The 11,508-nt window shown below is 70.1% G+C and carries 11 protein-coding genes; 2 read left to right on the top strand and 9 right to left on the bottom strand.

Going from position 1 to position 11,508, the window contains the following annotated elements; genetic code table 11:
- A partial coding sequence (locus Sru01_RS31625; protein ID WP_203993487.1) for a peptide-methionine (S)-S-oxide reductase occupies positions 1–347 on the bottom strand: 347 nt, incomplete at its 3' end.
- 139 nt (positions 348–486) lie between these two features.
- On the opposite strand from Sru01_RS31625, the gene rarD reads away from it, so the two are divergent.
- Both rarD and Sru01_RS31615 read left to right on the top strand, forming a co-directional pair.
- Positions 487–1,401 carry an EamA family transporter RarD gene (gene rarD / locus Sru01_RS31620; protein ID WP_203993485.1) on the top strand — a complete coding sequence of 305 codons (915 nt, stop codon included), beginning with the start codon at positions 487–489 and terminating at the stop codon, positions 1,399–1,401.
- 219 nt (positions 1,402–1,620) lie between these two features.
- Positions 1,621–2,436 (top strand): LLM class flavin-dependent oxidoreductase, encoded by an 816-nt coding sequence (locus Sru01_RS31615; RefSeq protein WP_203993481.1) that lies wholly within the window; start codon positions 1,621–1,623, stop codon positions 2,434–2,436.
- 27 nt (positions 2,437–2,463) lie between these two features.
- Here Sru01_RS31615 and Sru01_RS31610 read toward each other — a convergent pair whose 3' ends face one another.
- From Sru01_RS31610 to nuoH, 8 genes are all read right to left on the bottom strand, one after another.
- Positions 2,464–3,459, bottom strand: coding sequence for a polyprenyl synthetase family protein (locus Sru01_RS31610; RefSeq protein WP_203993479.1), 996 nt, complete (start codon positions 3,457–3,459; stop codon positions 2,464–2,466).
- Positions 3,460–3,471: 12 nt separating this feature from the next.
- Positions 3,472–5,031, bottom strand: coding sequence for an NADH-quinone oxidoreductase subunit NuoN (nuoN, locus tag Sru01_RS31605; RefSeq protein WP_203993476.1), 1,560 nt, complete (start codon positions 5,029–5,031; stop codon positions 3,472–3,474).
- Positions 5,028–6,557 carry an NADH-quinone oxidoreductase subunit M gene (locus Sru01_RS31600; protein WP_203993474.1) on the bottom strand — a complete coding sequence of 510 codons (1,530 nt, stop codon included), beginning with the start codon at positions 6,555–6,557 and terminating at the stop codon, positions 5,028–5,030. The genes nuoN and Sru01_RS31600 overlap by 4 nt, the downstream gene beginning before the upstream one ends.
- Positions 6,557–8,407 carry an NADH-quinone oxidoreductase subunit L gene (gene nuoL, locus Sru01_RS31595; protein ID WP_203993497.1) on the bottom strand — a complete coding sequence of 617 codons (1,851 nt, stop codon included), beginning with the start codon at positions 8,405–8,407 and terminating at the stop codon, positions 6,557–6,559. The genes Sru01_RS31600 and nuoL overlap by 1 nt, the downstream gene beginning before the upstream one ends.
- A gap of 66 nt (positions 8,408–8,473) precedes the next feature.
- Positions 8,474–8,770, bottom strand: coding sequence for an NADH-quinone oxidoreductase subunit NuoK (gene nuoK, locus Sru01_RS31590; RefSeq protein WP_203993471.1), 297 nt, complete (start codon positions 8,768–8,770; stop codon positions 8,474–8,476).
- Positions 8,767–9,645: an NADH-quinone oxidoreductase subunit J gene (locus tag Sru01_RS31585; RefSeq protein ID WP_203993469.1), complete on the bottom strand. Its 879-nt coding sequence runs from the start codon at positions 9,643–9,645 to the stop codon at positions 8,767–8,769. Before Sru01_RS31585 ends, nuoK begins: the two co-directional genes overlap by 4 nt.
- Complete coding sequence (gene nuoI / locus Sru01_RS31580; protein ID WP_203993467.1) at positions 9,638–10,153, bottom strand: NADH-quinone oxidoreductase subunit NuoI; 516 nt, start codon at positions 10,151–10,153, stop codon at positions 9,638–9,640. Before nuoI ends, Sru01_RS31585 begins: the two co-directional genes overlap by 8 nt.
- The gene (gene nuoH / locus Sru01_RS31575) at positions 10,140–11,507 is read right to left on the bottom strand and encodes an NADH-quinone oxidoreductase subunit NuoH (protein WP_203993496.1); all 1,368 of its coding nucleotides are present in this window, start codon (positions 11,505–11,507) and stop codon (positions 10,140–10,142) included. The genes nuoI and nuoH overlap by 14 nt, the downstream gene beginning before the upstream one ends.
- Position 11,508 lies beyond the last annotated feature (1 nt).

The following is an 11,508-nucleotide window of genomic DNA, read 5'->3' as shown; positions in this document are numbered from 1 at the left end:
AGAAGTTCCTCGTAGGAGACCTGGTCGGGGTCGTAGACCACCCGCACCACCTCGGCGTGCCCGGTGCGGCCGCTGCAGACCTCTTCGTACGTGGGGTTCGGCGTATAGCCGCCCTGGTAGCCCACCGAGGTGGAGACGACGCCGGGGGTCTGCCAGAACTTCCGCTCGGCGCCCCAGAAGCAGCCCATCCCGAACTCGGCGATCTCGGTGCCCGCCGGGTACGGCGGGGCGAGCGGCGCGTCGAGGACGGCGTGCCGGGCCGGTACCGGGATCGGGGTGGCGCGGCCGGGCAGCGCGTCGTCCCGGCTCACCATCGACGTCTTGTGCTGGCCGAAGAGCCATCCCATGGCGCACCTCCATCTGGGTCGAACGCTATCCCGCCCAACCGCGCGGGGCGGCGGCTTGTTCCCCGGTTAAGCCACGCTTAACCAATACTCATAGTATTACTTATTTGCCGTTAATCGCGATACGGACAACAATGGCGACATGTCTGATTCGCGGCGCGGGGTGCTCTACGGGATCGCGGCGTACGGCATCTGGGGGCTCTTCCCGCTGTACTGGCCGCTGCTGAAGCCGTCGGGGGCGGTGGAGATCCTCGCGCATCGCATGGTGTGGTCGCTGGTCGCGGTGGTGGTGGCGCTGGCGGTACGCCGGCACTGGTCCTGGATCCGCGAGCTGGCCCGCCGGCCGCGCACGCTGCTGCTGCTCGCGCTCGCCGCCGTGGTGATCTCCGTGAACTGGGGCGTCTACATCTACGCGGTCAACTCCGGGCACGTGGTGGAGGCGGCGCTCGGCTACTTCATCAACCCCCTGGTCAGCGTGCTGTTCGGGGTGCTGATCTTCCGGGAGCGGCTGCGGCGCTGGCAGTGGGCGGCCGTCGGCCTCGGAGCCCTGGCCGTGGTGGTGTTGACCGCGGACTACGGCCGGCCGCCGTGGATGGCGCTCACCCTGGCCGCCTCCTTCGCCTGCTACGGCCTGCTGAAGAAGAAGGCGGGCGTCGCCGGGACCGAGAGCCTCACCGTGGAGACGCTGGTGCTGCTGATCCCCGCGCTCGGCTACCTGCTGTACCTGCAGGCGGACGGCACCGCGACCTTCGGCACGGCGGGCGCCGGCCACGCCGTCCTGCTGATCGGGGCGGGCGTGGTCACCGCGATCCCGCTGCTGTGCTTCACCGCCGCGGCGATCCGCATCCCGCTGTCGACCATCGGCCTGCTGCAGTACATCGCGCCCATCCTGCAGTTCCTGTGCGGCGTGCTGGTCGCGCACGAGACCATGCCGCCCAGCCGCTGGTTCGGGTTCGCGCTCATCTGGCTGGCGCTGGTGCTCTTCAGCTGGGAAGGGCTGCGGCACGCGCACCGGACCCGCCGGGCGGCGACGGCGCGCCGGCTGGAGACCGTCTGACCGGCCCAGGCCGGCCGTCCGGCTGATCCACGCCGCCCGGTCCGGTCCGGCCGTCCGGCCATCTACCCCGCCTGGCGTATCCGAGTCCGGCGGCCACTACCCCGCCGGCGGTAGCGGGCCCGCGCCCGGCGGCCGACGCCGGATCGGCGTCCGCCGCGCGAGCATCTCCTGCAGGACGCGAGTCGCAGGAGAACGCTTTCGGGAGCGGGGAGGTCCGGGATGGCTGATCGTCTTTTCCGGTTCGGTGTGGTGGCCTCGGACGCGGCCGACGGCGCCGGATGGACCGCGCAGGCCCGGCGGGCCGAGGAGCTGGGGTACGCCACCTTCCTCACCCCCGACACGCTGCGCACCCTGGCGCCGCTGCCCGCGCTGGCCGCCGCCGCGGCGGCCACCACTTCCATCCACGTCGGCACGTTCGTGCTGGCCGCCCCGTTCCGGCGTGCCGAGCAGGTGGCCTGGGAGGTCGACGCGCTGAACCTGCTGTCCGGCGGCCGGTTCGAGCTGGGGATCGGCGCCGGCCGCCCGGACGGCCGGCAGGACGCCGACCGGCTGGGGGTGCCGTTCGGTTCGGTGGACCAGCGGATCGGCCGCATCCAAGAGGTGATCGGCCGGGTCCGCCGGTGGCCGGGTGCCCGCCCCGCGCCCCGGGTGCTGATCGCCGGCCGCAGCGCCCGGATGCTGGGCCTGGCGGCCCGCACCGCCGACTCCATCGCGCTCGGCCTGCCCGCCGACACCCCGGAGGACGGGCTCGCCGGGCCGGTCCGGCTGATCCGGCAGGCGGCCGATGACTTCGACCGGCTGGAGATCGCGGTCAGCGTGCACCTGGTCGGCGAGGACGAACCGCCGCCGTGGCTGGCGCGGCGGCTCGGCGGTCCGCTGCCGGACGACGCGGTCACCGTGCTGCGGGGCACGCCCCGGCAGATGGCCGACCGGCTGCTGCGCCGCCGGGACGCGCACCAGGTCTCCTACATCACGGTGACCCAGATGTACGCCGAACGGCTGGCCCCGGTGGTGGAGCTCCTGGCCGGCAGCTGAGCGAGCCGACGGCCGGCCCCGCCCGGGTCAGCCGGAGCGGTCGGCCACGTAGTCGCACAGGGCGAGCAGCGCCGCCCGGGCCGGGATGTCCGGCAGGCCGGACAGGTCGGCGCGGGCTCTGCCGACCCATGCCATCAGCTCGTCGCGGGCCCGGGCCATCGCCGGATTGGCCCGCAGCAGCTCCACCGCCTCGGCGACCTGCCCGTCGGGCACCGGCCCGGCCAGCAGCTCGCGTAGCCGGGCGTCCCCCTCGTCGCCGGAGGCCAGCACGTACAGGACGGGCAGCGTGCGGATGCCCTCCCGCAGGTCGGTGCCGGGGGTCTTACCGCTCTCCCCCGCCGAGGAGGCCACGTCCAGCAGGTCGTCGCTGAGCTGCCAGGCGACGCCGATGGCCTCGCAAGCACTGGTCAGCCGCTCGGTGATCTCCACAGGGGCACCGGCCAGCATGGCGCCGAACCGGCCGGAGGTGGCGATCAGCGAGCCGGTCTTGTCGGCCAGCACCTCGATGTAGTGGGTGATGTCGTCCACGCCGGGCCGCGGGCCGATGGTCTCGCGGATCTGCCCGCGGACCAGCCGGGAGAAGGTCTGCGCCTGGATGCGCACCAGTTCCGGGCCGAGGTCGGCGAGGATCTCCGAGGCCTGGGCGAACAGGTAGTCGCCGGTGAGGATGGCGACGGTGTTGTCCCAGCGGGCGTTGGCCGACGGCGAGCCGCGGCGCACCCGGGCCTCGTCCATCACGTCGTCGTGGTACAGGGTGGCCAGGTGGGTCAGCTCGATGACCACCGCCCCCGGCACGATGCCGGGGGCGCTCGGGTCGCCGAACTGGGCCGCCAGCAGGACGAGCATCGCACGGAAGCGCTTGCCGCCGGCCTCGATGAGATGCCGGGACGCCTCGGCGACGAACGCGTCGTCGCTGTCGGCGGACGTGCGGAGCAGCTTCTCGACGGCGTCCAGGCCACCGGCGATATCCGCGGCCAGCCCTTCGTCGATGAAAGGCAGGTCGACTACGGGCGGCGCGGCCATGCGGGTTTACTCCTATCGGACGAACAGCGACTGCGCGGCCGAGTGCGCGAGATCGAGCACCGGCTGCGGGAACACCCCCAGCACTACGGTAGCCGCCGCGGACAGGGTGACCACCGCCGCGGTGCCCATGCTCGGCATCGCGATGGTGGGGCCCTCCGGCGCCGGGTCGCTGAAGAACATCAGCACGATGACCCGGACGTAAAAGAACGCCGCCATCGCCGAGGTCACCACACCGACGATCACCAGCGCGGTGGCGCCGCCGGCGACGGCCGCGGAGAACACCGCGTACTTCCCGAAGAAGCCGGAGGTCAGCGGGATGCCGGCGAAGGCGAGGAGGAAGAGGGTGAAGATGCCGGCCAGCACCGGGGAGCGCTTGCCGAGCCCGGCCCACCGGGACAGGTGCCCGGCCTCGCCGCCCGCGTCGCGCACCATGGTGACGACCGCGAAGGCCCCCACCGTGGCGAAGCCGTAAGCCAGCAGGTAGAACAGGATGCCGGACAGCGCGCCGGCGTTCTGCCCGGCGTTGCCGGTGGCGACCACCGCGGTGAGCAGGAAGCCGGTGTGCGCGATGGACGAGTAGGCCAGCATGCGCTTGATGTCGGTCTGGGTGATGGCGAGGACCGCGCCGACGACCATGGTGAGGATGGCGACGGCCCACAGCACCGGGATCCACTCGGTGTCGAGGTTGCCGAGCGCGACCCAGAAGACCCGCAGCAGCGCGCCGAACGCGGCGATGAGCGTGCCGGACGCCATCAGCGCGGTGATCGGGGTGGGGGCGCCCTGGTACACGTCCGGCTTCCAGGCCTGGAAGGGCGCGGCGCCGATCTTGAACAGCACGCCGACGGCGAGCGTGGCGGCCCCCATGAACAGCAGACTGTCCTGGCCGGCGACGCTGCCGAGCGACTTGGCGATCGCGGCCAGGTCGACCGAGCCGGCGAAGCCGTAGAGCAGGGCGGTGCCGTACAGGAAGAACGCCGAGGAGAAGGCGCCGAGCAGGAAGTACTTCATCGCCGCTTCCTGCGAGAGCAGGCGGCGGCGCCGGGCCAGGCCGCACAGCAGGTAGAGCGGCAGGGACATGACCTCCAGGGCCACGAACATGATGAGCAGGTCGTTGGCCGCCGGGAAGAGCAGCATGCCGCCGACGGCGAACAACACCAGCGGGTAGATCTCGGTGTGCGCGCCGCCCTCGGAGATCGCGCGGTCCTCGTCGGCGCTGCCCGGGACCGCGGCCGCCTGGGCGACGAACTGGTCGTCGTCGTTGATCAGCAGCACGCTGACCACCGCGAGCAGCAGGATGGCACCCCAGATGAACAGCGCCGGCCCGTCCACCGCGACCGAGCCCATGGCCGCCGCGTCCCGCGTCCCCCGCAGACCCAGCCAGACGGTGAGCACGAAGGCGCCGATGAGCGACACGATGGTGATCGGCACCTGGATGGACTTGCGCAGGTAGCGCGGCGTGAACGCTTCGACGAGCACGCCGGCGATCGCCGCGCCGAAGACCAGGAGCATCGGGGAGAGCTCCGCGTACTCGATCTTCGGCGGGTCGACGGCTACGGCGGCGAGGGTGCTCACTGGCCGGCCCCCTTCTTCTCAGCGGTCGCCGGTACGGCGGGCGCGAACGGTGTGACGTTGACGCTCGTGAGGGTCTGCTTCACCGCCGGGTTGATCACGTCGAGCAGCGGCTTGGGGAAGAATCCGAAGCCGATGAGCAGCGCGACCAGCGGCGCGATGACGATCTTCTCGCGGACGTTCAGATCGGGCAGCGCCTTGACCGATTCGGCGGTCGGGCCGGTCATCATGCGCTGGTACATCCACAGGATGTAGACGGCGGCCAGCACCATGCCGGACAGCGCGATGATGCTGGGAACGGCGTACCGCTCGAAGGTGCCGATCAGCACCAGGAACTCGCTGACGAAGGTCGACAGGCCGGGCAGCGACAGCGACGACAGGCCGGCGACCAGGAAGGTGCCGGCGAGCACCGGGGCGACCTTCTGCACGCCGCCGTAGTCGGAGATGTGGTGCGAGCCGCGCCGGTGGATCAGGAAGCCCGCCAGCAGGAACAGCGCCCCGGTGGAGAAGCCGTGGTTCACCATGTACAGGGTGGCGCCGGCGCCGGCGTCGGCGGTCATCGCGAACACGCCCATCGTGATGAAGCCGAAGTGGGAGATCGACGTGTAGGCGATGAGCCGCTTCATGTCGGTCTGCCCGATGGCCACGATCGCGCCGTACACGATGCCGATCACGCTGAGCGTGATCACCAGCGGGGTGAAGAACTTGGCGGCGTCCGGGAACAGCTCCAGGCAGAAGCGCAGCATGCCGTACGTGCCGACCTTGTCCAGCACGCCGACCAGCAGCACCGCCGCGCCGGCCGGGGCCTGTGCGGCGGCGTCGGGCAGCCAGGTGTGGAACGGCCACAGCGGCGCCTTGACCGCGAAGGCGATGAAGAAGCCGAGGAACAGCCACTTCTGCGCCGTCGGGTCCTTGATCACGCCGATCAGCTCGGGGAACAGGAAGGTGTTCTTGCCGGCCATCGAGTAGAGCGCGATCACCGCGACCAGCATGAGCAGGCCGCCGAACAGCGAGTACAGCAGGAACTTGACCGCCGCGTAGGAGCGCTGCGCACCGCCGTAGGACCCGATCATGAAGTACATCGGGATGAGCATCGCCTCGAAGAAGACGTAGAACAGGAAGACGTCGGTCGCCGCGAAGACGCCGATCATCATCGCCTCGAGCACCAGGATGAGGGAGAAGTACGTCTTCACCGAGCGCCTGGCGTCCGGCCGGTCCGCGTCGTGCCAGGAGGCCAGCACCACGATCGGCACCAGCACCACCGCCAGCGCGATGAGCACCAGCGCGATGCCGTCCACCCCGACCGCGTAATGCACGCCGAACGCCGGGATCCAGCGGTACACCTCGGCGAACTGGTCGCGGGGCCCGGCAGGGTCGAACTGGAACGCCATGGCCAGCGTGAGCGCCAGCACGACGAGCGACACGGCGAGCGTGAGCTGCTTGGCGAGCCGGTCGTTGCCCTTGGGCACCGCCGCCACCGCCAGCGCGCCCAGCACGGGCACGCCCATCAGGATTGAGAGCCAGGGCATCACAGGTTCCCTACGACGAACCATGCGCCGACCAGGAGGGCGGCACCGAAGAATATCGACAAGGCGTACGACCGGACGAAGCCGGTCTGCACGCGGCGCAACCGGCCGGACGTGCCGCCGATGGCGGCCGCCAGCCCGTTGACCAGCCCGTCGATGCCGCGGTTGTCGAAGAACACCGCGATGCGGGTCAGCCACTGGCCGGGGCGCATGAACAGGGCCTCGTTCAGCGCGTCACCGTACAGGTCGCGCCGGGCGAAGGTGGTGAGGAAGGAACCGCGCGGGGCGACCTCCGGCACCGCGGCCCGGCCGTACCGCAGCCAGGCGTACACCGCGCCGACCGCGACCACCGCCAGGGTGACCAGGCCGATGGTGCTGATGGCGTGCACGGTGGGCGCCTCCTCGGGGCGGCCGACCGCCGGGGCGAGGAACTCGAACATCCGGTTGCCCAGGATGAGGAACGCGCCGCCGAAGACCGAGCCGATCGACAGGATGATCAGCGGCCAGGTCATCACCGCGGGCGACTCGTGCGGGTGGACGCCCTCCTCCCAGCGGCGCCGGCCGTGGAAGGTCATGAAGAACAGCCGGGACATGTAGAAACCGGTGATGCCGGCGCCCAGCACCGCGAGCCAGCCGAGGATCTGGTTGTGCTCCATGGCGGCCTCGATGATGCCGTCCTTGGTCCAGTATCCGGACAGCAGCGGGAAGCCGATGATCGCCAGGTAGCCGAGACCGAAGGTGATCCAGGTGATCTTCATGACCGAGGCGAGGCCGCCGTACCGGCGCATGTTCACCTCGTCGTTCATGGCGTGCATGACCGAGCCGGCGCCGAGGAACATGGAGGCCTTGAAGAAGCCGTGCGCGATCAGGTGCGCGATGGCGACCGCGTAGCCCGCCGGGCCGAGTCCGGCCGCGAGCATCATGTACCCGATCTGCGACATCGTGGACCCCGCCAGGGCCTTCTTGATGTCGTCCTTGGCGGTACCGATGATCGCACCGGCGAGCAGCGTGACCACACCGACGATGGTGACGACCAGCTGGGCGGTCGGCGCCCCCTCGAAGAACGCCCCGGAACGCACCACCAGGTAGACGCCGGCGGTGACCATGGTGGCCGCGTGGATGAGCGCCGACACCGGGGTCGGACCCTCCATCGCGTCCAGCAACCACGACTGCAACGGGACCTGCGCGGACTTGCCGCACGCGCCGAGCAGCAGCGCCAGGCTGATCAGCGTCAGCGTGCCGGTGGAGGCGTTGCCGGCGAGCGGCAGCGTGCCCGCGTAGGAGATCGTGCCGAAGGTGGTGAAGATCACGAAGATGCCGAGCGCGAGGCCCATGTCGCCGACGCGGTTGACGATGAACGCCTTCTTGGCCGCGACGGCGGCGGACGGCTTGTGCTGCCAGAAGCCGATCAGCAGGTAGGACGCGAGACCCACGCCCTCCCAGCCGATGTACAGGCCGAGGTAGTTGTCGGCCAGCACCAGCAGCAGCATCGCCGCGACGAACAGGTTCAGGTAGGCGAAGAACCGCCGCCGGTTCGGGTCGTGCGCCATGTAGCCGATCGAGTAGATGTGGATCAGGGATCCGACACCGGTGATCAGCAGGGCGAACGAGATCGACAACGGGTCCAGCAGCAGGCCCATCTTCACGTCGAGCGAGCCGGACGGCAGGAAGTCGTACAGCTCCACCACCCGGCGGCGGCTGTCCGCGCCGAGGCCGATGAGCTCGAAGAAGACCAGCACGGCGACCACGAACGACGCCAGCGACATCGCGACGCCGAGCAGATGGCCGGCGCGGTCGGAGCGGCGCCCGGTCAGCAGCAGGATCGCCGCGCCGAGCAGCGGCAGGGCGATCATCAGCCAGGAGGCGCCGATCACTCCTCCGGAGTGCTGGACGATCTCAGCGGGTTCCACGGCCACCTCTTAGTACTTCAGCAGGTTGGCGTCGTCCACCGACGCGGACCTGCGGGTTCGGAAGATCGTCACGATGATCGCCAGGCCGACGACGACCTCGGCGGCTGCGACGACCATGACGAAGAACGCGATGATCTGGCCCTGGAGGTTGCCGTGCTGCCGGGCGAAGGCGACGAAGGCCAGGTTGCAGGCGTTGAGCATCAGCTCGACGCACATGAACACCACGATGGCGTTGCGCCGGACGAGCACCCCGATGCCGCCGATGGCGAACAGCAGCGCGGAGAGCACCAGGTAGTGGGTGGTCACTTGCCTTCCTCCTCGACGGGGGTGCCCGCGGGCCGCGCGGCCGTGGGGGGGTCGTCCTCGGCCGCCACCGGCACCTCGGCGGGCTCGGCGACGGCCTGCACCACCTTGGGCTGCTCGGTGCGCGGGCCGTGCGCGGCGACCTGCCGGATCGCCGCGGCCAGCCGCGCGTTCTCCGGCAGCCGGCCGGTCTCCACGTCGTGCCGGGCGATGACCCGGTTGACCGACAGCTCCGACACCGAGCCGTCCGGCAGCAGGGCCGGCATGTCGATGGCGTTGTGCCGGGCGTAGGTGCCGGGGCCGGGCAGCGGGGTCGGGTGGTCGCCCAGGAACCGCGCCCGGGCCAGGTCCTTCTGGGTGGCCTTGGGCTCGGAGCGCTCGCGGTGCGCCAGCACCATCGCGCCGAGCGCGGCGGTGATGAGCAGCGCCGAGGTGACCTCGAACGCGAACACGTACCGGGTGAAGATCAGCTTGGCCAGCCCCTGGACGTTGCCGCCTTCGGCGTTGGCCGCCGCCAGGCCGGTGGCGTCGCCCACCACCGCGTTGCCGATGCCCACCGCCAGCAGGACGGCGAACCCGAGGCCCGCGACGAACGCCCAGAATCGCTGCCCCTTGATCGTCTCCACCAGCGAGTCGGAGGAGTCCACCCCGACCAGCATCAGTACGAACAGGAAGAGCATCATGACGGCGCCGGTGTAGACGATGATCTGCACCACGGCGAGGAACGGGGCGTCCTGCACGGCGTAGAGCACCGCCAGCGAGAGCATCACCACGCCCAGCATGAGCGCGGAGTACACCGCCTTGCGGCTGAAGACGAGCCCGAACGCGGCGGCCACCGAGACGACCGCCAGCACCCAGAACGTGATCGTTTCACCCATTGCTACGGCCCAACCGGTAGTAGTCCTCTTCGGTCTCGCCGAGGCGCATGGGGTGCGGCGGCGCCTCCATGCCGGGAGCCAGCGGCGCGAGGAGCATCTCCTTGGTGTAGATGAGATTCTCCCGGCTGGTGTTCGCCAGCTCGTACTCGTTGGTCATCGTCAGCGCGCGCGTCGGGCACGCCTCGATGCACAGGCCGCACAGGATGCACCGCAGATAGTTGATCTGGTACGTCCGGCCGTACCGCTCGCCCGGCGAGTAACGCTCCTCGTCGGTGTTGTCGGCACCCTCCACGAAGATCGCGTCCGCCGGGCAGGCCCAGGCGCACAGCTCGCAGCCGACGCACTTCTCCAGCCCGTCCGGCCACCGGTTCAGCTGGTGGCGACCGTGGAACCGGGGCGCGGTGGGCCGCTTCTCCTCCGGGTAGTTGGTCGTCACCGGCTTCTTGAACATGTGGTGGAAGGTGACGCCGAACCCCTTGACCGGGTTCAGGAAATCAGTTAGTCCCACTGGGGACCTCCTTGCGTCCGTTGACGCCGTGGTAGTGCGGCAGGTCCAGCGCCGGAACCGGGAACCCGCCGGCGGTCGGCTCCGCACGCAGTTGCTCGAACTCGGCCTGGGCCTCGGCGGCCCTGGCCTCCCGCCGGCGCTGGTTGACCGTGTCGAAGCGGAAGTAGATCGCCAGACACCCCACCACGACGACGGCCGCGATGACCAGCACCAGAGTGCGGTCGGCGCCCTGGATCCGGGTGGCCCGGACGGTGGCCACCAGCAGGATCCACGCCAGGTTGAGCGGAATGAGGATCTTCCAGCCGAACGCCATCAGCTGGTCGTAGCGGATGCGCGGCAGCGAGGCGCGCACCCAGACGAAGAAGGCGAACAGCAGGACCAGCTTGGCGAAGAACCACAGCATCGGCCACCAGCCGCTGTTGGCCCCGTCCCACAGCGAGATGGGCCACGGGGCCCGCCAGCCGCCGAGGAACAGCGTGATGCACAGCCCGGAGACGGTGAAGATGTTGACGTACTCCGCCAGCATGAACATCGCGAACTTCAGCGAGGAGGAGTACTCGGTGTGGAACCCGCCGACCAGCTCGCCCTCGCCCTCCGGCAGGTCGAACGGCACCCGGTTGGTCTCGCCCAGCATGGTGATCACGTAGATCAGGAAGGACGGGATCAGCAGGATCGCGTACCAGGACGGCAGCGGGACGTCCAGCCCGCCCACCTGCCAGGTGCCGCCGGACGCCTGCTTGGCGACGATCTCGGAGGTGGACAGGGTGCCGGCGAACAGGAACACCGCGACGAACGACAGGCCCATCGCGATCTCGTAGGAGATCACCTGGGCGGTCGAGCGCAGCCCGCCGAGGACGGCGTACGGAGACCGCGAGCCCCAGCCGGCCAGCACGACGCCGTACACCCCGATCGAGGCCATCGCCAGCACCACCAGCACCGCGACCGGCAGGTCGGTGAGCTGCAGCGGCGTACGCACCCCGAACATCGAGACGATCGGGCCGAACGGGATGATCGAGAAGGACAGGAAGGCGGGCACCGCGATGAGGATCGGGGCCAGGACGTAGACGACCTTGTCCACCGTCCGCGGCAGGATGTCCTCCTTCAGGCCCATCTTGATCCCGTCGGCCACCGACTGCAGCAGGCCGAACTTGCCGGCCCGGTTGGGGCCGTAGCGGTGCTGCATCCGGGAGATGAGCTTGCGCTCGGTCCACACCCCGAACAGCACGCCGAGCATCAGGAAGACGAAGATGAACAACGCCTTGATGATGGAGATCCACAGGGGATCCTTGCCGAAGTCGGCAAGGGTGGGCTGGTCGGGATCGGCCGCCAGAAGTGCCAGCGCGGTCGTGTTCATC

The organism is Sphaerisporangium rufum, assembly GCF_016863395.1.
Lineage (GTDB): Bacteria > Actinomycetota > Actinomycetes > Streptosporangiales > Streptosporangiaceae > Sphaerisporangium > Sphaerisporangium rufum.
The sequence above is the reverse complement of the archived record's forward strand: the minus strand, read 5'-3'. Positions and strand labels throughout refer to the sequence as shown.

Excerpts from the sequence above, each read along its gene's own strand:
- Sru01_RS31610 (WP_203993479.1), bottom strand. The coding sequence starts at position 3,459 with ATGGCCGCGCCGCCCGTAGTCGACCTGCCTTTCATCGACGAAGGGCTG.
- nuoH (WP_203993496.1), bottom strand. The coding sequence starts at position 11,507 with ATGAACACGACCGCGCTGGCACTTCTGGCGGCCGATCCCGACCAGCCC.
- Sru01_RS31585 (WP_203993469.1), bottom strand. The coding sequence starts at position 9,645 with ATGGGTGAAACGATCACGTTCTGGGTGCTGGCGGTCGTCTCGGTGGCC.
- Sru01_RS31600 (WP_203993474.1), bottom strand. The coding sequence starts at position 6,557 with ATGCCCTGGCTCTCAATCCTGATGGGCGTGCCCGTGCTGGGCGCGCTG.
- Sru01_RS31615 (WP_203993481.1), top strand. The coding sequence starts at position 1,621 with ATGGCTGATCGTCTTTTCCGGTTCGGTGTGGTGGCCTCGGACGCGGCC.
- nuoL (WP_203993497.1), bottom strand. The coding sequence starts at position 8,407 with ATGATCGCCCTGCCGCTGCTCGGCGCGGCGATCCTGCTGCTGACCGGG.
- rarD (WP_203993485.1), top strand. The coding sequence starts at position 487 with ATGTCTGATTCGCGGCGCGGGGTGCTCTACGGGATCGCGGCGTACGGC.